The organism is Dolomitihabitans soli, from assembly GCF_022213955.1.
GTDB lineage: Bacteria > Actinomycetota > Actinomycetes > Streptosporangiales > Streptosporangiaceae > Streptosporangium_A > Streptosporangium_A soli.
In genome coordinates this window covers 497,199-516,534 of the sequence record NZ_JAKNTW010000002.1, presented here as the reverse complement: position 1 = coordinate 516,534, position 19,336 = coordinate 497,199, and the positions used below count along the sequence as shown (strand labels likewise).

Sequence of the window (19,336 nt, the reverse complement as noted above, 5' to 3'; positions counted from 1 at the left end):
GCCTTCCTCCGCTGACACCCGGTTCGGACGGCTGATTGGCATCGGTGAGGAGCTCCACCGGCGCCGCCTGGGTGATGCCGACGCGGTGAAACGCCCCAGAATGTACGGCGCGCCGTACATTCTTGCCCGTCTGGGGCGATCTGGCCTAAAGGGCTAGGATTCCGCGCATGCAGCGTCCCCTCGCCTGCGGGTTGGCCGTCGGTCTACTCGCCATTCTCTGGCTCGGTCTCATCGGCGGCATCGTGCTCGTCTGGACGAACGACGCCGCCCCCTTTGAGATCTTCGCGGGAGTGTTCTGGAGCTCGGTCTGGTATTTCTGGCTTGCCCGGGTCTGGCTGGGCGGGCCGATGGCGATCGGGCTGATGCGCAAGGCGCTCTTCGGGATCTGTCCAATCATGATCGGCGGCGCCGCCATAGCCATCGGGATCACTGATGGCAAGGTGTACCCGGCGCAGCTGATCGGGGTTGCGGCCGCGCTGTGCGGCATCGCCGGCGGGATGCTGCTCGGCCGCGAGGATGTCAAGCGGTGGAGCCAATCCACTGTCGCGGTGAAGGTGCTCCGCCAGCCGCCCGACGGAACCGCCTTCGACCTGCGGGCCGCCGTGCTCAGGCAGAACAGGGGCATTTTCGGCTGCCTGTTGCTCGTCATCGCCGCGGTCGTACTGATCGTGGTCGGCGTGATCGGCGAGATGCTGCCCGAGGACCGGGGGGTGAGCGCCCCGGACTACATCGCCTTCATGATCGGCGTGGTGCTGGTCGTGGCCATCGGCATCGCCGGATATATCCGGATAAACTTTCAGGCCAAGGCCATGGGCGTACTGACCGTCACCGAGCGGGGCATCAACGACCACCCCTGGTCCAGGCTCCGCTCGGTCGCCCTGTCATACGTGGGCGAAGCGGTGATCGTGGCCGAGGTTCGCAGGTACCCGAAGGCGCGGCTCGACCTGTCCCTCTACGACGAGCCGGACGAGCACCACCTCGCCCTGCCCAACGACGCCAACCTGCACGGCTCGATCGCGGCGGCGCTGGCGACGCACTGCCCCGACGGCGTGTTCCTCGGCTGGGTCCAGCGGACCAACGAAACGCGTCCAGTCCGATGAGCACCTTGTCCAGGGTGGATCTCCTGATTGCCCTGGTAGGTGGTTCATATACCTGATCACCGGGTACTCCAGGATGATCCGTTACCGCCGCGCCCTCCCCGCCCGACCAGCTCATGACGGCCATCACGGTGCACGAGTTGCGCTGGGAGCCGGTGGTGCGCCGTTCGTCCTGTCGGCGGCGCCCGGCTCGGTCCGTTCCGGTACGGCGAGGCCGGCCAGGAACCACGCGTCGATGCTCTCACCGACGGTCACCATCGCCTGTCCATCGGGAGTGAACGAGACGGTCTGACCGCTCGGGTGCGCCCACAGCGTCCGCCCCGCGGAGTCGAAGAGCACAGAGCCGCGGTCCGCCGCGACGAAGGCGAACGGGCCACGGTCGGTCCACACCGCGCGGGTCGAGGCCGCGGCGAACGGGGAGGCCGTGTCGAGCACGCCCGGGAGCTCCGTCGGCCGGACCAGCGGACCGATCGTGAGGGACGGGTGATCTGGCGCCGGATCCAGGTTCAGCATCCGGGCGGCCGGGCCGGCTTGGGCGCCCTCGACCGCGCCGCCCACGGCGAACAGGGCGGCGCCATCCGGGGCGAAGGCGAGGGCGTTCACTTCGGTGAGCCCGGTCTGGGCGGAGGCCAGCACGGCGCCGCCGTCGGCCTCGCGTATCACCACACGGCCCTCCGGTGCCGTGTGCGCCAGCAGCCGCCCCCTCGCGTCCAACGCGACGGGGCCGAACGCCTTCTGCTCGGCCGGGACCTTGAGCACCACCCGGCCGGTCTCCGTCTCGACGACCGTGACCGTGCCGGACTCGCACGTTCCGGTGGCCACCCGGCGGCTGTCGCCGCTGAATCCGACCCGGACCAGGTCATCCATCCCTAGGCTCCCGCCGTCCTCGTCGTCGTCCTCGTCCTCGTCCTCGTCGTCGTCGTCGTCCTCGTCGTCGTCGTCGTCCTCGTAATCGTCGTCGTCCTCGTCGTCCTCGTCGTCACCGGCCTCGTCCGGTCTGGAGCCCTCTGGAAGGACCCACAGTTCGTCTCCAGTCTCGGCGGACCAGGCGTGCCGGCGGCCCTCGACGGAGGTCACCACCGTCCGGCCGTCCGGGCTGATCTGCATGTCGTAGGGCTCGTCGTGGTACTCGGCTCCGGCGAGGAACCAAGTCAGATGATCCTTCTTAAGGGTGTTCCAACCGACGATGTCCCCGCCGTTGTGATGCCATTCGGCTGCCGCGCCCAGCGCTATCCAGGACAGGTCGGAGGGCGCCGCCACCGCGGTCGCCCCGTGGTAGAAGCACGCCCTGTCGATGTCGTCTTCGTCTTCGTCTTCGTCTTCGTCTTCGTTCGAGACCTCGAATCCGGACTCGGTGCACCCTGCCTCGACGTGATCGAGGGTTCCGAGGCGGCGCATTCCGGCGAGCGAGTGGTACGGCCGTACGTCGCCCGCTGTCCACTGGGCCCACCAGTCATCCGGCATCGGCCGCTGTTGCGCGGGCCAGGACAGCACCCGGGGCGCGACCGCGGCCAGCTCTCCCTCGTCCAGCTCGGCGAGACGCAGGCAGACCTCCTGCCAGACCTCCTTGGTCGGGCGCGCGTTCAGGAGTCCGTCCAGAGAGCTCATCGCAGCGGTCCTCTTCATCAGGAGGTCAAGGAAGGAAGGGAGTGGGCTCGCACGCCGTCGTCGGGAGAAGCGATCACCAGGGTGCGGCCGTCGGGGGTGAGCGCGGCGGCGATCCGCAGGCCAGGGGCGTCCACTGACAGGCGGGCGGAGGCGGTGGCGAGGTTCCAGACGGTGACGCGGCGCGGGTCCACGATCGGTACGAAGGGCTCGGTGCCGCACCACACGGGCCGCAGGTTGATCCGGTCGACCCGATCGTCGGTCGGCAGGACCACCGGTTCGGGTTCGTCCGCTGGGTCGTTCAGGTCGACTACCGTGGCCACCGTTTCGTCGGGCCGGGCACCCACGACGGCGAGCGCGGCCCCGTCCGGGCTGAACGCCAGACCGTTCACCCACGGAATACCTGTGCGGTACTCGGTGCACGCGCGGCTGCCGATCTCCTGAACGACGACTCCTTCCTTCGAGGACCACCGGCGAGCGCGGGAGAAGGCCAGCCGCGATCCGTCGGCGTTCAGGGCGACGGTGCCCTCGCCCTGAATTCGATCCTCGTAGGCGAGGCCCTTGAAGATGTCTTCGATGTCGTGGACGACGTGCCGGGTCGCCGCGTCCCGGACGACGACGTTCTGGCTGAACGCATTGGACGTGGCGAAGAACCGGCCGTCGGCGCTGCCCGCGGCTTGCGCGAGGTCCGGACCGTCGGCACCACCGCCCCAGGTCATGGCTCGCGTCCACGGCTCGCCGGGGGCGTCGAACGACCAGCGGAGGATGGAGTTGCCGCTTGCCATGGCCGTCAGCGCCGATCCGTCGGGGTCGAAGACGAGATCGAGGACGCGCCGACGACCGGGGGCGGAGAGGCGGACCACAGTTCCCTCCGCCAGGAGCAGCACCTCGGAGAACTCCCGAAACCAAGGCGCGGTCGTCGCGATCGCCACCCGGCTCAGGTCCGCGGTGGCCGCGATCGCGGTGATCCGCTCGGGCGCGGGTGAACGCGCGGGGAGGGGACGCAGTGTCTCCAGATCTTCGGGGGCACCGAGCTGCCGCACCGACATGGCGTCTCCGATCGGCGGTGTTGATCAAGCGGAACGACCGAGACTCTAGGGATCAACACCGACAATCGCAGGATTTCGCGGAAATCCCCGACACCAGGGCCGCGTGCCCCCGAGCGAACTCACACGCGGACGGCGCTGAGGGCGATGTCTCCGCGTGGGCGGCGGCCCACAGCTCACCCTCGGTCAGAGGCGATCAGCGCAGGACACTGCCCCCGGACGAGTGTCGACCGTCAAATGTCGGAGCGCGGGCGTAGGGTCCGATGAGTTCTGGATACGAAAGGGGTCTACACCGTTATGACTACGCAGATACTCAAGACTTCCGAGGTCGACCTCGCCTATGACGTCCACGGCCCGCTGCCGGCCGCCGACGGACGCCCACCGCTGGTCATGATCGGCCAGCCCATGGACGCCAGCGGCTTCGGCGCGTTGGCGTCGCATTTCGCCGAGCGCACCGTGGTCACCTACGACCCGCGCGGCCTCGGTCGCAGCACCCGCAAGGACGGCCGGGTCGACCATGTGCCCGAGATCCAGGCTGCCGACGTGCACGCCGTCATCGAGGCGCTCGGCGTGGGCCCGGTCGAGATGTTCGCGAGCAGCGGCGGTGCGGTGACCGCGCTCGCCCTCGTGGCGGCGTACCCCGATGACGTGACCACCCTGGTGGCGCACGAGCCGCCGCTCATTCCGGTGCTCCCCGATGCCCAGGCTGCCGAGCGTGTCCGGGCCGGCGTCCGGGATGCGTACGAGGACAAGGGCTGGGGTGCCGGCATGGCGGCCTTCATGGTGATGACCTCGTGGCAGGGCGAGTACACCGACGACTACTTCGCCCAGCCCGCGCCGGATCCCGCCGCGTTCGGGATGCCGGCCGAGGATGACGGCTCCCGTGCCGATCCGCTGCTCTCCGACCGGTCGTGGGCGGTCAGCAGCTACCGGCCCGACGTCGACGCGCTTACCGCGGCGCCGACGCGGGTCGTGATCGCCGTGGGCGAGGAATCCCTGGATACCTTCACCGCACGCACCTCGGTGGCGACAGCCGAACTGCTCGGTCAGCAGGCGACGGTCTTCCCGAGCCACCACGGTGGCTTCCTCGGTGGCGAGTTCGGCTACGCCGGGCAGCCTGAGGCCTTCGCTCGCAAGCTGCGCGAGGTCCTCGACTACGCCGGCTGACGGTGATTTTGCACGTTCTCGTTAATTGTCGATGACCGCGCTGCGACTGCCGCCGCACGGTCCCGGAATTCCGTATGTCAGGCATTTTGCCTTTTTTATGCCTATTGCAATTTGTATGACTATCGGGTGGATAATGCTTCATGGCGGAACGTGATCTTCACACCGGCGACCTTGAACTCGACCGGCTCATGGCGGAGTTCCAGGCGAACTCCAGGGAGTTCTCCGATGCCATCGGCATGGTCGGCGAGGTGGTCGGCCGGGCGGCGAGTTCGGATGGCAAGATCAAGGTGCGGGCCTCGCCCTCGGGACAGCTGACCGCTCTGCACATCGACCCCCGGGCGATGAGGTTGGGCTCGCAGGAGCTGGCCGACGTGATCATGGACCTGTCGCGCCGCGCGACCGAGGACGCGGCGCGGCGCCTCATGGAGGTGACGCGGCCCTACCTCGAGGACGACCGTCAGGGTGAGCCCCGCCGGCGCCGATAGCCGGCGCGGGGCCCACGGTCCGGGCACAGGCCCCTCGCTCACCTGGCCCGCGGGATGAGGCTGCGCGTCCCGTGGATGATGAACTTCTGATACATCTCCTCCATGGTCAGCCCGTGCTCCGAGCCGGGCAGGGGATTGTCCCCGTGCTGCGCGTCCAAGGCCATCGAGTACGTGGTCGAGGCGGCCAGCCGGGGGAGGAAGTTCCCGGTGTTCAGCGCCATCCCGTTCGGCAGGGGGATGTTGGTGGCGACAGCCCGCAGCCCGGGCACCTTCGCCATCAGCGCCGCCGCGCCGTCGGCGACTCCGTCGAAGGCCATGTTCGCCACGAAGTGCTCGCGGAACGTGGTGAGGTTGTAGTCGACCGACCTGACGTCGTTGCCGGACAGGTCTGTCTTGATCCCGCCCAGGTAGTTGAGCCCCAGAGGCAGCACCACCTGGCTCGTGGCGTACGCCACGCTGTCGGCGACCCAGTAGGTGAATGTGGGCAATAACAGGCGGACGAAACGGTGCGCGGTCAACTTGAGCAGGAGCGCCTGCCTCTTCATGATCGCCTGAAAGAGCTTCCAGGTGAGCACCTGGTACCCGATGGTGAACATCATGTCCACCGTCATGATCCAACACAGCACCTTCAGCGCGTGATTGATCTGCTCGATGACGTCGGCGTAGGCCCTGCAGGCATTGGCCGCGTCTCGGTGCTTGAGGGAGACAGCGAGAACCGCCGGGCCGAATTCGTCATTCCAGAACGTCTTGAAAGCGTCGACCGCTTCGTCGGAGCTTTTCGTCCAGACAACCTCGGCGGCCGCGTTCGCCTCCTGGAAGTGCAGGTCGATCGCATCGGCGATGTCGTCCAGGACGTCGGCCGCCTCGCGGATCCGGTCCGGATCGCCTTCGAGATAGGAGATCCCGAACAGGAACTCGGGTGCCAGCGCCCCTGCCAGGCCTGCGCCGGCCATACCGCCTAGGGCGACCTTGGTCGCGAGCCCGATGGGCATGTCCGCCTCCTCTCAGCTCTGCTCTACCGGGGTGGTGGGCACGCTGATCTCGTCGTTCTCGCGCTGCGATAACTCGATCAGGTCATTCACGTAAGCGTTCGTGTCGACCATGTCGGCCCAATCGGCCGCCTTTACGTTCGTGCTCATCGCCACGACGGCGGAGCCGATGTGTTTGTACGCCTCGCCGAGGTTGTTCAGGGCCGTGCTCAGGTCCTCGTAGGCGCTGTCGAAGCCGGGGTGACCGTCCTCGCCCCTGCGGAAAATCTGGGCCGCCTCGTCGCTCGCCGGGTTGCCGAAGTAGGAGATGAGAGGTTCCAACTGCGCGCGGAGCCGGCTGACGCTCTGGCCGAATTCACCGCCCTCAGTGTGGATCGTCTCGCCACTGCTCTCCATGCTTGCATGGTCGATCTCCAAGGTGGTCCCCCTCCGCAGACGTCACTTAGCGGCCAGTCTCTGAACCGTTTATTGCCAGGAGATGACCTTGCAGTTGCCGTTGTGCACCGTGTGATCCATGTGCCATTCACGGGCCGCTTGCCGTGCGGAAGTCGCGGCGGCACTTGACGGAATCCGCCAAACATCTTGCGAACTTACAGTAGTCAATCAATGACAATATGTGATGATGGGGGGGACGTACCCCGCCTTCTGGAGGAAGCGCCATGCCCCCCGCCACGTCCGAAGTGCTCGCCCGGAAGTTCGACAAGAGATTCACCCTGTTCGACGCCGATGCCGACGGTCTCCTCACCCGCGATGACTTCACTGCCGCAGCCGTGAAATTCCTGCAGGTGTTCGCCGTGCCGCTCGACTCGGCGAAGGGCCGCGACGTGCTGGCCGCCTACGCGAGCATGTGGAACGCGCTGATCCACAGCGCCGACGGCGACAGCGACGGGCGTCTGACGCGCGCAGAGTTCATCGCCTACCTCACGAGCGAGGACTTCCGCACCCACGGCTACGCGGCGACCGCTGGCCGTATCGCCGAAGCCGTGCTCACCGTCTGCGACACCGACGGCGACGGCCGGGTCTCCTACGAGGAGTTCACCACCATCCCCGGCATCACCTCCCTGCCCGAGACCGAACGCCGTGCGGTGTTCGACCAGCTCGACACCGACAACAGCGACCACCTGGAAATCAGTGACATCCATGCGGCGCAGCGGACGTTCTACACCAGCGCCGATCCCCAGGCGCCCGGCAATCTGATCTTCGGCCGATTCTGAAGGAGGAGGGACCATGGACACCCGTCCAGTCGAGGACGACCGCTGCCACGTCATCCGCTCGGCCCTGATGTACGAAGGCAAGCAGCACCTGCAGTTCTTCGCCGGCATCTCCGCCGAGACCGTCGGCGCGCGCAACATCTGCATGCACCTGCAGACCATCCCTCCCTCCGGTAGCGGCCGGGCCCACAAACACGACCACCACGAAACCGCGATCTACGTCATCAAGGGCGCGGTGGGCGCGTGGTACGGCGAAAACCTCGCCGACTACCTCGAAGCACGCCAAGGGGAGTTCATCTACATTCCCGCCAGCACCCCGCACATGCCCGTCAACCTCAGCGACAGCGAGCCCGCCGAGGTGGTGCTGGCCCGCACCGACCCTCGTGAGCAGGAGAGCACCGTGCTCCTGCCGCACCTGGAGGAGCACCGCCCCGGCCCGTCTCGTTGACCGCCGTCCCCCTGCGCTCCTCCCCGGTGTGGCGCATGGCATTCCGTCAGGTGCCGACCTCGAAGACGACGTCGTAGAAGTCGCCGCGGTAGGTGGAGCGTCCCCATTCGACCACGGCGCCGAGCCGGTCCCAGGCCTGCCTGTCCACCAGGAAGGAGGGCAGGGCCGGCGCGGCGCCGAGCAGGTTCGCCTCCTCCTCGCCGAGGGCGATGGCGGAGACCCGGTGCGCGGCGCGCGCGACCTGGACATTCCAGCGCTCGCTCAGCGTGGCGTACAACGACATGTCATCACGAAGCACGCGCGTCAGGTCGGGGAAGCGCCGCGCGGACAGGTAGGTGTGCTCGATGGCGATCGGCGTGCCGTCTGCCGAACGAAGCCTGCGCAGCTCGATCACGCGTCCTCCCACGCCGATGCCGAGCCGCTCGGCGAGCGCGGCGCCGGCCCTGCGGGTGCGCGCCGACAGGATGCGGGCCGCCGGCCTCTTTCCCCTGGCCCGCATCTCCTCGCTGAAGGAGGCCATGATGGTGCCCTGCTGCAGCTTCGGCTCGGCGACGAACGTGCCCGACCCGCTGGAGCGCCGGATCAGCCCCAGCATGACCAGCTCATCGACCTTCTGCCTGACCGTTCCCCGGGCCACCTGGTAGCGCTCGGCGATCGACCGCTCGGACGGCAGCAGGGTGCCCGGCGGCAGGGCGCGCACCAAGAATTCCAGGATCTCCCTGATCTGGTCACCCTTGTTACGGTCTGCTTCGAGCGACTCCGGTAACGCGAGATCGTGGAAGCTGTCATGAGGCGTGCGCGCCATGGCCCGACTCTAGCCTCAGCTGGTCGAGTCCCGGCCGGTCAGCGGAAGTCGGTGATGCGGAACACCGCCATCATGTCCGCTCCCCGGGTGCCGGTCGAGAAGGAGGCTTCGGCGCCGACCCAGCCCCGGAAGGCCCCCTTGTCATCGATGATCTGCATGAGTGGCTTGACGTGGGAGTTGCCGGTGTAGCAGAACTGGCTGCGCTCCATCGCCAGGCAGGTGCACCAGTGCCACAACGTGTCGCGGCGGTCGGAGTTGGAGATCTTCGTGAGGTAGTACTGGATGGAGCTCACGTTCGCCTTCGTGCCGCCGCCGTACTTGGGGCAGCCGCCGGACTTCTGGCACGCACCGCGGGAAGAGGGCTGCAGGTAGGTCAGGCACGAGGTGGTGGTGGTGCAGTTCCGGAAGGACGAATGGCCGAACGGCTGGTTGCTGGAGGTGACGAGGTTGCCGTTCGCCCAGCTCGTCAGATCCTGCCTGAGCGAGCCGGGGAACGCCTTCACCGAACTCATCGCGCGCCGCGTGCTGAGCGAGGCGTTGCTGCCGTAGCCGTACCCGTTGGTGGCCAGCGTGCTCTGCTTCAGGTCCAGGCGGGCCAGCTTCCCGTCGGAGGAGGGCCGTACGTACCACTGCTCCGTCCACGTCTGGGCGATCTTCCACCGGATGCTCACCACGTTCCCGGACACGGTGTACGTCCCGGTGCGGCTCTCGTCGGGAGCGCCGGTGAATCCTCCGGCGGTGAGTACCTCGCAGGTACGGGGCCGCGACTGGGAACCGCCCGCCTTGGTGGTGCAACCCCCGTCGGGGGTCATGCCGGTGCGCTGCCTGGCCTCGGGGTTACGTTGCCACCACAGGTACTGGGACGCGGTCACCTTGCCGTCGGGGGCGAAGCGATAGCTGCCCAGGCGTACCCAGTTCTGCTTGGAGGCGGCCTTGAGATGACCTTGCGAGACGACATAGGTGGCCTTGCCGCCCGGTAGGGCGGCGACCGAGGCGTCAGCAGGGCGGGCAGGGGTGACGGTGAAGGCGAGAACGAAGGAGAGGACTGCAGCTGCCCCGATGGACGGAACGGTACGCATGGAAAGACTCCCGATGGGCTTATGGGCTTCGCCGATTGTCCACGAGAAACCGTATCCGGTCTATACCAGATACGTCTTCGAAACGGGCGCCCTGCCTGAACACCGAGGTCGGAGTTGACGCGTCGGGGGAAGTCCTGTGCCGTGTGGGCCTTCGACGACCCCCAGTAATGGATGCGCCGATGGGACTACCTCGTCCGAAACCTCATGGGCGAGACACCACCGAACTACGCGATCACTCCGAAGGTTCGTCGACGCCGCGACGGTGGCCGACATGGCGTAGCCGGGGTGGCGGTCGAACCTGCACGACTATCGTCCGCGGTTGCTTGCCCGGTCGACGCCCTCGTGTACGCGCACCGTGCGGTCGATGAGCTCGCGCAGCGCGCGCTCGTCGACGTCGTCGAGCCGTTTCAGGTAGAGGCATCCCTTTCCGGTCTCGTGCGGACCGAGCCGGGCGAGCACTGACGCATGCCGCTCCTCGAACCCACCCACCAGGTAGACGACAAGATGCTGCTTGCGTGGCGAGAAGCCCGCCAGGGGCCAATCACCCGTGCGCCCACTTGCGTAGGTGTAGCGGTAGCTGCCGAAACCGACGATGCTCGGACCCCACATCACCGCAGGTTCACCGGTCACCTCGCACAGAATCGTGCGGAGGCGCTCCGCGTCGGTCCGTCGGCGTTCGCCAGGGACTGCGGCGAGGAAATCGTCCACGCTGGCGTCAGTCGGGACCGTCACCGGCTCGTTCGAAGTCGCCATGAAGTCAGGCTCCCACGCCGGTACGACAATTGTGGTGGCGGCCTCCTCCAGCGCGGGCCCGGTCTCCTGCGGTGGCCGGGCTCGCCTGGTCACCTCGGCCAGGTGGTCACTCCGGCAGGTCGACGAAAAGACGCCGCCCGGGCCGCAGCAGGCGGGTGAAGAACAGGCCGATCCCCGCGGAGCCCGTCGCGTAGTCATTGGAGATACGAGTGAGCCATCGGCCCGGGAAAGCGACGCCCTGCGGCCTGTCGATCTTGAACCAGAGGATCGACTCCGCTATGTCGAAGGCATTACGGCGGAACCGCTCCTCACCGGTGAAGCGGAACATGTCAAGCATGAACTCCCCGATGCCGGCCAGCCCTTCGAAGAGGCTGGGGAGGAACGCGTACTTGACCAGCACGTCGTCGGCGATCTTCCGGGCCGCGGCCTCATAGCGCTCTACCCCGAGAACATGGGCGAAGCGAATGACCGTGCTGCCGACTCCGGCGCTCCCATGGATCAGGTACGGGTACAGCACGGCGTCGCCCTGAAATCGCCTCCACTGCCAGCCGAGTTCGTTCTCGACCCTGTTCGCTAGATCGAACTCCAGGCCCCCGATCGCGCACGCGCGGAAGTCGGCCCTACCCGTCAGCATGTGCAGATACAGCAGGAACAGAGCGATCCCGCTCGCCCCGTATCCGAATCCGTAGTGCACGTTCTCGTCTGTGTTGCACCTCCAGAAGCACGACGCGCCCTCGTACTCGGCCGTTCGCAACAGGTGTTCCCCCGCCCGCACGGCCTGGTCCAGATAGACCCGGCTGCCTGTCCGGACGAAGAAGTGGAGGCTGACCAGGCCCCATCCGGCCGCTCCCAGGAAGACGCCGGGTTCCTCGTAGAGCAATGGCGATCGATACAGCGTCTCCATGGTGGCCTCGGCCTCGTCGGTGAGACCGAGTTCCTGGAACGCGCAGGCGATACCGGCCAGGCCGAGGTACAGGCCAGGAGGGTAGGTCTCCACGCTGAGCGGCTGTTTCAGCATCCAGCCGACCACGTCGTCAGGGAGCCCCGACGAGGAGCGGAGGAACATCGCCGGGCCGCACGTCCCATAGGCGACGCTGAGCGGATTCGTGGCGAAGACGAGGTAGTGGGCCGGCCACAGTCGGTCGGCCCGCTCATAGTCCGCGGTCTCACGGAGATAGCGGGTCATCTCCTCCGCCGTCCCCGCGAGCTCGGCCGTGAGCCGGGCTATGCCGGCGTCGCTCATCAAATGACGGCCCCTTTTCATATCTTCCAGCCGGCGAGGACGTCCAGCGCCTCGTCCGGAGCTCCACGCAGCAGGCTGGAGACAACGGCCTTCACCTCTCCCGGCACGCCCAGCTCGATGAATCTGTCGAGAAATTCCGGTACGGCCTGCGGCTTGAGCCTGAAAAGCATGTTGACCGGGACGACACAATGGTAAAGAACCATGCCGAGGGCATACAGGTCGTCGGCAGGCAGGAGCGAGTTCCGTGAGACGCGTTCCGGGTGCATGAATCCAGGCGTTCCCCACTGCGCGGAGAAGCTCATCCGCTCCCCGTCGCCCTCGCCCCATATCGCGCTCTCGAAGTCGATGAACCACATGCGCAGCGTCCCGGGGTCTATAAGGATGTTCCGTGGAGACAGATCTCCAAGAAGCACCCCTTGGCCGTGGACCGCCGCCACCATTGGGATCAGCGATTCGGCGACGTGCTTGAACCTGGGAAGGAACCGTTCGATCCTGCCGTCCCGCCGGATGTAGGGACCAAGGATCACATCCTCCTTGCCCCAGTAGTCGTTGAAACTGTCACCGTCGAGACGTTCCTCCACCAGGAAGGTGTGCTCCCAGTCCTGGAACAGATCGATCGGAGTGGGAATGAAATCCAGACACTCCAGCCGCCGAAGCACCTCGTACTCGCGCTTGAGTGAATCAACCGCGTCCCAGGATCGCGTTTCGGTGCTCCAGCAGTTGGTCAGGGGACGCGCCTCCTTTATGATCACAGGCTTCCCGTCGGCCGTGTCCGTGCCGTGGTAGATGCCGCCGCAGTTCGAAAATGCGAGAGCACCCTCGATGAGATACCTGTCCTTCAGTACGGCGTCGCCCTCGTGGTCACCGCTCGTCACGTCGCCGAACGGGCCGGCAAACGGGTCTTTTATCCAGTCGGGCAGATGAAAGTAGGGCAACCGCTGGTCGGGCAGGTATTCGCCGCTCGGGGAGACCAGAAACGTACTCTGAGTTCCGTCTATGTTGAGACGTCGCGCGGGAAGGAATCCACCGTACCTGTAGAAGAGAGCCCTGCTGTCCTTGTATCTCTGGTCCGACAGGATGTACGGTCCCTCGATCTCCTCGTCCTTCGTCCGCTGGTACAGATCCTCCAGCAGGTTCTTGAAGATCTCCTCGTCCGGCGGGTAAATCGTCATGAATTTACCCGAGTTGCCGCGTCCCTGCGGCTTCGAATTGAGGATGTACAGGAGCGCGGGATCACCCGCTACTTTGAACTCCACCCCTCTCTCCACACACACGGGCGCGATGATGCGCAGCGCCCTGAGTGCGTGCGCGGGCGTACAGGAAACGTGGATTTTGAACCCCTGAGCGACGCGCCGTGAGGTGCGGGGACGCAATGCGTGCACCCACACGTCACCACGCTGCTGTTCCCACGAGTCCGGCAACAGTTCCGCGAGAACGTCTGTGTATTCCGGTGAAAGCGGATGGCGAGCGAGGGGTTCGTAGAACTCGGCGTCCACGAAGGTGAAGAGGTACTCGGCGGGGAGGGCCGTGAGACGGTCCATCCGGTGTCCCCAAACTGCCGGGACCGGTCCCGGCTACCCTTCGTTCACACCGGGGTGCAACTCACGCTGTAGGAACTGCAATTGTTGGATTGCGAGCTCAGACCCGCCAGTTGCTCGACGCCCCCGCCTTCGCTGCGGATCTTCTGTAGCTTGAGAACGCGGCCTACATCGTCGGCGGCCTCGTCCAGTTTCTTCTTGAGCTCTCGGAGAGACGAACTCGCCGATGCGTACTCCGACTCCTCGGACATGCTCTTCAGCCTCCTGCGCGAGATGACGAAGATTCTTCTGCATCCCCAGCATGCTCCCCACCGTCCGCATCCAGCAAGGCCGTTTCCGGAATTTATCCGCATATCTGGTGAGTCGAGGAAGTGCGTTGACCCGAACCTGTCGTGGTGATTCGAATCGCGCACTGGGGAGAATTTTCCTCTACACGAACAGTGTGTTGACCGGAGCGGGAGCGAATCCGCGAATCCAAGTCATCGACTCTCGAAAAGCACGCTGGAGATGCGTGCCGTACCTTTACTAGCGATGTACGGTGTCAGGACTCTTCCGAGCGTCCCCGCCGGCCATGACCGATTCGGGCGGCGCCCTTCCATCGGGAGGGGGTGGGATCGCTGCCGCCGGGGTCGAGTATCAGAGGATGAGCAGCATGACTTTCTCTGATGACGACCAAGTGCGCCCGCTCGGCGGCACCGGCCTCCCTGTGAGTGCGATCAGCCTTGGCACCTCGTCACTCGGTAACCCGGCCCAGCCGGACGGCTCCCCTGCCCCGCAGTCCGCGGAACTGGCGCGGACGCTGCTCTCTGCGCCGTCCGCGGTGATCGACACCTCGAACAACTACGCCCAAGGACGCAGTGAATCCGCCCTCGGGCAGGCGATCGCGGCGTACGGGCTGCCGGCGGGACACCACATCGTCTCCAAGGCCGACGCCGACCCCGAGACCGGGCGCTTCGACCGGGATCGCGTCTGGCGGTCCTTCGAGGAGAGTACGGCGCGGCTGGGACTGGACACGTTGCCGCTGCTCCACCTGCACGATCCGTACTCGATCACGGTCGAGGAGGCCTTCGCGCCCGGCGGGGCGGTCCAGGGCCTGAACGAGCTTCGCGAACAAGGTCTGATCGGCGCCATCGGCGTCGCCGCCGGCGAGATCAAGCTGATGACCCGGTACGTGACCAGCGGCGCGTTCGACGTGCTGCTCACCCACAATCGCTACACCCTCATCGACCGGCGCGCAGAGGAATTGATGGCCGAGGCGGCGGCGCGCGGTATGGGCATCTTCAACGCCGCCCCGTTCGGCGGCGGACTCCTTGCCGGCGGCGGCACCCGCTATGCCTACCGCGAGGCGTCGCCGGAGTTGCTGGCCTGGGTCGACCGCGCCCGGGAGCTGTGCAATTCGTGGTCGATCGAGCTCCCCGCGGCGGCGTTGCACTTCTCACTGCGCTGCCCGCTGATCCACTCCACGGTGGTCGGCGTGAGCCGGCCGGAACGGATCGCTCAGCTCGAGAAGTTGCGCCTCACCACGATTCCCGATGACTTCTGGCCCGCGTTGCAGGCGCTGGGAACGCCGCCCTCCACCATCGATGACTGACCCGGCACGCCGAATCCCGATCCCACTTCCGCACCGAGGTCAAGGACCCTCGTGACCCATCGCCGTGCCGCCCGGAACACGCGCATCGCCATACAGGGCTCCGGCGAGTTCGGTCGCAAGAAGGCGGAAGGCGTCCACTTCGGCTGAGCGCGGTGAGACCCGCCCGGCTCCCGGGAGCCGGACGGGTCTCGGTTGGCGCCCGCCCGGCTCCCGGTTTCGGTGCTCCGCCGTCCGGGAGGGCTTTCGGTGCTTCGCCGTCCGGGAGGGCTTTTGGTGCTTCGCCGTCCGGGACGGTTGGCGTGCGCCGTCAGCGCCTGGCGAAGGCGCGGATCACCTCCTGGGTCAGCGTGCCGCCCTTGCCGTCGGCGGCCTTGACGCGGAGCGAGACGTGGTCGCCGGTGCCGCGGCCGAGGGTGGCCTCGTAGGCGTCGCCGCCCTTGGCGCGGAGCCGTTCGGCGGCACGCCAGGTCGCGCCGTCGTCGTAGGAGACCTCCACGGACACGTCTTTGATCGCACTCGTCGCCGACCCCTTCTGGTGCCGCAGCCGGAGCCCGAGCTTGCCGGAGGTGCTCCTGTTGCGCAGGTCGGACGGGATGTCGTAGTCGGCGATCAGCAACGGGACCGTGGTGGTCACGGCACCGCCGGGGCGCTGCGAGCCGAACGTCCACACCGTCCTCGTCCGGGTGGACAGCCTCGCCCAGGGAGCGTGCAGTGCCAGGTCGTACTCCATCCGGTAGGTCGCGGCGGCCTCGGGGAGCGCGATGGTGCCGACGGCTTCCCGGGTGGTTTCGGCGAGCAGGGTGTCGCCCTGGTAGAGCCGGAAGCCGGTCTTCGTGCCGCCCTCGAACGGCTCGCTCCAGGCGGGCCCCATGTTGCCGTGGGCGTCCGCGAAGCCCTGCAGGTTGACCGAGATCCGGTCACCCTGCCTGCGCACCGGGTCGTACGGCGGGAGGCCCGGGAGGATCGGCTGCTTCAACCAGTCGAGTGCGGTCCGCGAGCCCGGCCGGTAGGAGCGTTCGTCCGTCTCCACGAGCAGGGTCCTGGAGATCTCCGGCGGCTGCCAGTGCACGTTCTGGTACGGCTCCGGCGTGATGACCATCGCGGACCACGTGACCCCGGGATCGGCCGTGATGTAGTCGGCCCTGGTGAAGGGCGTGCGCCGCACCGGGCGCCAGAAGTCGTACGCCGCGTCCTCCCATGACTGCCTGCCGGTGCGCGTCTCGGCGATGACCGTGTTGCCGGCCTGCTGGGTGCGGAACGTCATGTCCACCCTGGCCATGGATCTGGCCCGCGCGACGTATTCGAGCTTGCCGGGGACGCGCCCCTCCTCGCGTGGGTAGAAGTCGTAGGCGTAGGGGCTGGCCACGACGCCGGTGGCGACGATGGTGACCGGCAGGCGGCGCATCCGGTCGAGCAGCCGCCTGCCCTCCTCGTGCGTCAGCCGTACGGTCGGGACGGCGAGCTTTTCGCCCGAGCCGGGGAACGCGCCGTCCATGCCGGGGGTGTCGCTGTAGACGGCGACCATCTTGGCGCCGGCCGCGGCGGCGGCGTTGGCCTGGGCCGCGACCGTGACCTGCGGGTCGCGGCGGATCAGCGCGAGCCTGCCGCGCAGATTCATCCCGGCCAGGTCCTCCGCCCCGGCCCGCCTCGCGTCGGCGGCGAGCAGGATCGAGGTGCCGTCCAGACGCGGGTACTGGGTGGAGTCGTCGCTGAACCACACCGAGTCGTAGTACTCGGGGCGCAGGTCGATGCCCGGGGTCTTCATGGTGATCTCGGGTGCCTCCAGCCGCCAGCGGCTGGCGACGCCGAACTCGCCCTTGGTGACCCGCTCGGTGGGCTGGATGAAGATCCGCTCTTCGAGGTTGCCGCCGCCGAGGTAGAAGTCGACGCTGTCCGGCCCCTGCACGGGGGAACGGTGCCAGCTCAGCTTGGAGGCGGCCCCCGGGTTGCGGTGCGTGCGGTGGTCGGGGGTCGTGACGAGCACCTCGGTGGCCTTGCGCGCGTCGAGCACGATCTCGGTGTCGCCGGTGACCTCCACCTCCGGGTCGCCGACCAGGCTGCCGTGCAGCACGCTGCCGCGGTTGTTGTCGTACGGGTCCTTCGACGGGTGCATGGTCTCGACCCGTCCGAGGACCGAGTAGGTGCCGGGCAGGACGAGCAGGCATTCACCCGTCCGGTCCCCGGGGCAGTACGGGATGGGGTCGTGCGGCATGGCCTTCCCGTCGAGGCCGCCGTCCGCCAGGTTGACCACGTTGGCCACGGTACGAGTGGCCCGGCCGTCCCTGGCGATCGAGGACATCCGCAGTTCCAGCCGCTCGGGCTCGGCGTTGCCGGCCAGCAGGGTCCGCAGCGTCCCGCCGGCGCGCGAGGTGGCGACCAGTTCGGCGCGCTGGGGTCCGGCCGCGACCTCGGCCGGGTCAAGGGTGACGGTCACCTGTGCCTCGCCGCCCGGGGGCAGGGAGAGTTCGGCGGGGGTGACGGTGAACGCGCCGCCCGCCGCCAGGTCGAGGACGGCCTGGGCGGGTCCGGGGTTGCGGTACGTCACGGTCCGGGTGACGGGCTCGCCGTCGGGCATCACCACCACTCCGAAGCCGAGGGAACCCGAGGAGGCGACGACCAGTCCGGCGAGTGCGGCGGCGACGTCCACCCTGCCGGTGCCCTGCCGGTCCGGTGTGACATCCGCCGTCGGCTTGGCCGTACCCATCAGCAGCGACTTCAGCTCGGTGGCCTTGATGCCCGGCCTGGCCTGCCTGAGCAGCGCGGCGGCCCCGGCGACGTGCGGGGCCGCCATCGAGGTGCCCGACATTCTGGTGTGGGCGTCGCCCACCGGCTCACCGAGCTCGGTGCCGCGGGCCCTGGCTGCGACGATCCCCACGCCGGGCGCGGTCACGTCCGGCTTGATCAGGCGGTCCAGGCCGACCGGGCCGTAGCTGGAGAACTCCGCCATCCGGTCCTCGGCATCCACCGCGCCCACGGTCAGCGCCGCCGGTGAGTCTCCGGGGCTGCCGACGCACACCGCGCAGCCGTAGTTGCCGGCGGCCACGACGAACAGGGTGCCGTGCCGTTCGGTCAGCGCGCCGATGGCGTCGGTGAGCGGGCCGCCGGGCTCCGGGCTTCCCAGGCTCATGTTCACGATCTCGGCGCCGGCCTCTCCGGCCGCCCATTCCATCCCGTCGATGACCCAGGAGGAGAACCCGACGCCGTCCGCGTTCAGCACCCGGCCGTTGACGATCCGGGCACCGGGGGCGACGCCCTTGTGCTCGCCGGCGCCTCCCACGGTCGCGGCGACGTGGGTGCCGTGGCCGTTCAGGTCCGTGGCCGAGCCTTCGCCGCTGAAGTCACGCTCGGCGGCGACCCGCCCGGTCAGGTCGGGATGGCCGGTGTCGATCCCGCTGTCCAAGATCGCCACGGTGGTGCCCGCGCCGTCGAACCCGGCCGACCACGCGGCGGGCGCGTTGATCTGCGGCACGCTGCGGTCCAGCACCGGCTCGACCTTCCGGTCGAGCCAGATCTTCGCCACCCCGTCGAGCGGGCTCGCCGCCTGGGCACGCGGCGCGGCGGCCAGCTGGGCCAGCGCACCGCCGAACCGGGCCGCCTGGTCCTTGGCCAGGGACACGCCGGCGCCGTTCAGGCTCTCCAGCGCACGTACCTGTTCGACCTGCGGGATCGCCGCCTTGGTGGCCTGTTCGCGGTAGGTGAGGATGAGCGGGATCGAACGCGCCGCCGTGTCGGCCTGGCCCTGCTCGGCAAGCGCGGTGACGTTGAACAGCTCGGGGTCCAGGCGCTCCGGGATCAGGTCCAGCATGTCGCCGGGGTAGACGTAGACCTGCCCGCCGCGTTCCTGGATGTGGAAGCCGGTGGGCAGGACTCCCTTCGCGCGGGGCGCCGGGGTCACCGTCGCGGTGCTGCGATCGTCGGGGGCCACAGTGACGTGCACCCGGTCGCCGGTGATCAGGGTGATGTCGTGGGTGCTGGACTTCGCGGTGCCGAATTCGGCCTGCGGCACGGCGGTCCGCGCGACCGCCTGCCCGGTGAGCATGGTGGAGGCCACCGCTGTGGCCAGGCAGACGGTCGTGACGGATACGGTGACGGCGGGACGGCGTAAGCGTCGTTCTCCGTGCCGGAACCCCATGTAGCAACACCCACTTAATTGGTAATAGAGGCTGCCCAATTCGTAGTCATCAGATCAATCGATGTCCACGACCTTTGCTGGCGACAAATGGACATGTCATGAATCAGACAGGGGGCGGCGTCGGCTCTAAGCTCGGCCCTGCTGGCC

17 protein-coding genes are annotated in these 19,336 nt (G+C 67.7%); 6 read left to right on the top strand and 11 right to left on the bottom strand.

What is annotated here, in order from left to right:
• Positions 1–167: 167 nt before the first annotated feature.
• Positions 168–1,100, top strand: coding sequence for a hypothetical protein (locus MBA17_RS07090; protein ID WP_238495475.1), 933 nt, complete (start codon positions 168–170; stop codon positions 1,098–1,100).
• Positions 1,101–1,223: 123 nt separating this feature from the next.
• On the opposite strand, the gene MBA17_RS07085 is transcribed toward MBA17_RS07090, so the two are convergent.
• Positions 1,224–2,705, bottom strand: a complete 1,482-nt coding sequence (locus tag MBA17_RS07085) for a WD40 repeat domain-containing protein (RefSeq protein WP_238495474.1) — start codon at positions 2,703–2,705, stop codon at positions 1,224–1,226.
• A 17-nt stretch (positions 2,706–2,722) separates the two neighbouring features.
• Positions 2,723–3,751, bottom strand: coding sequence for a WD40 repeat domain-containing protein (locus tag MBA17_RS07080; RefSeq protein WP_238495473.1), 1,029 nt, complete (start codon positions 3,749–3,751; stop codon positions 2,723–2,725).
• Positions 3,752–4,045: 294 nt separating this feature from the next.
• Between MBA17_RS07080 and MBA17_RS07075 the strand changes: the two genes are divergently transcribed.
• Together MBA17_RS07075 and MBA17_RS07070 are read left to right on the top strand one after the other, a co-directional pair.
• The gene (locus MBA17_RS07075) at positions 4,046–4,915 is read left to right on the top strand and encodes an alpha/beta fold hydrolase (protein ID WP_238495472.1); all 870 of its coding nucleotides are present in this window, start codon (positions 4,046–4,048) and stop codon (positions 4,913–4,915) included.
• Positions 4,916–5,055: 140 nt separating this feature from the next.
• Positions 5,056–5,400, top strand: a complete 345-nt coding sequence (locus MBA17_RS07070) for a YbaB/EbfC family nucleoid-associated protein (protein WP_238495471.1) — start codon at positions 5,056–5,058, stop codon at positions 5,398–5,400.
• 38 nt (positions 5,401–5,438) lie between these two features.
• On the opposite strand, the gene MBA17_RS07065 is transcribed toward MBA17_RS07070, so the two are convergent.
• Together MBA17_RS07065 and MBA17_RS07060 are read right to left on the bottom strand one after the other, a co-directional pair.
• Entirely contained in the window at positions 5,439–6,392 is a 954-nt protein-coding gene (locus tag MBA17_RS07065) for a WXG100-like domain-containing protein (RefSeq protein ID WP_238495470.1), read from the bottom strand.
• 12 nt (positions 6,393–6,404) lie between these two features.
• Positions 6,405–6,806: a WXG100 family type VII secretion target gene (locus MBA17_RS07060; protein ID WP_238495469.1), complete on the bottom strand. Its 402-nt coding sequence runs from the start codon at positions 6,804–6,806 to the stop codon at positions 6,405–6,407.
• A 242-nt stretch (positions 6,807–7,048) separates the two neighbouring features.
• Here MBA17_RS07060 and MBA17_RS07055 point away from each other — a divergent pair, with 242 nt between their 5' ends.
• Both MBA17_RS07055 and MBA17_RS07050 read left to right on the top strand, forming a co-directional pair.
• Positions 7,049–7,603 (top strand): EF-hand domain-containing protein, encoded by a 555-nt coding sequence (locus tag MBA17_RS07055; protein ID WP_238495468.1) that lies wholly within the window; start codon positions 7,049–7,051, stop codon positions 7,601–7,603.
• A gap of 13 nt (positions 7,604–7,616) precedes the next feature.
• Positions 7,617–8,048 carry a cupin domain-containing protein gene (locus MBA17_RS07050; protein ID WP_238495467.1) on the top strand — a complete coding sequence of 144 codons (432 nt, stop codon included), beginning with the start codon at positions 7,617–7,619 and terminating at the stop codon, positions 8,046–8,048.
• Between the two features lie 46 nt (positions 8,049–8,094).
• Here MBA17_RS07050 and MBA17_RS07045 read toward each other — a convergent pair whose 3' ends face one another.
• From MBA17_RS07045 to MBA17_RS07020, 6 genes are all read right to left on the bottom strand, one after another.
• Positions 8,095–8,853 (bottom strand): GntR family transcriptional regulator, encoded by a 759-nt coding sequence (locus tag MBA17_RS07045; RefSeq protein WP_238495466.1) that lies wholly within the window; start codon positions 8,851–8,853, stop codon positions 8,095–8,097.
• Between the two features lie 38 nt (positions 8,854–8,891).
• Positions 8,892–9,932 (bottom strand): hypothetical protein, encoded by a 1,041-nt coding sequence (locus MBA17_RS07040; RefSeq protein WP_238495465.1) that lies wholly within the window; start codon positions 9,930–9,932, stop codon positions 8,892–8,894.
• A gap of 306 nt (positions 9,933–10,238) precedes the next feature.
• Complete coding sequence (locus tag MBA17_RS07035; protein WP_238495464.1) at positions 10,239–10,685, bottom strand: DUF1801 domain-containing protein; 447 nt, start codon at positions 10,683–10,685, stop codon at positions 10,239–10,241.
• Positions 10,686–10,791: 106 nt separating this feature from the next.
• Positions 10,792–11,928, bottom strand: a complete 1,137-nt coding sequence (locus MBA17_RS07030; RefSeq protein WP_238495463.1) for a lanthionine synthetase C family protein — start codon at positions 11,926–11,928, stop codon at positions 10,792–10,794.
• Positions 11,929–11,945: 17 nt separating this feature from the next.
• On the bottom strand, positions 11,946–13,469 hold the full coding sequence (locus tag MBA17_RS07025; protein ID WP_238495462.1) for a class III lanthionine synthetase LanKC N-terminal domain-containing protein: 1,524 nt from the start codon (positions 13,467–13,469) through the stop codon (positions 11,946–11,948).
• A 44-nt stretch (positions 13,470–13,513) separates the two neighbouring features.
• On the bottom strand, positions 13,514–13,717 hold the full coding sequence (locus tag MBA17_RS07020) for a hypothetical protein (protein WP_238495461.1): 204 nt from the start codon (positions 13,715–13,717) through the stop codon (positions 13,514–13,516).
• Between the two features lie 401 nt (positions 13,718–14,118).
• On the opposite strand from MBA17_RS07020, the gene MBA17_RS07015 reads away from it, so the two are divergent.
• Positions 14,119–15,057, top strand: a complete 939-nt coding sequence (locus tag MBA17_RS07015; RefSeq protein ID WP_238495460.1) for an aldo/keto reductase — start codon at positions 14,119–14,121, stop codon at positions 15,055–15,057.
• A 307-nt stretch (positions 15,058–15,364) separates the two neighbouring features.
• Here MBA17_RS07015 and MBA17_RS07010 read toward each other — a convergent pair whose 3' ends face one another.
• On the bottom strand, positions 15,365–19,189 hold the full coding sequence (locus tag MBA17_RS07010) for a S8 family peptidase (RefSeq protein ID WP_238495459.1): 3,825 nt from the start codon (positions 19,187–19,189) through the stop codon (positions 15,365–15,367).
• Positions 19,190–19,336 lie beyond the last annotated feature (147 nt).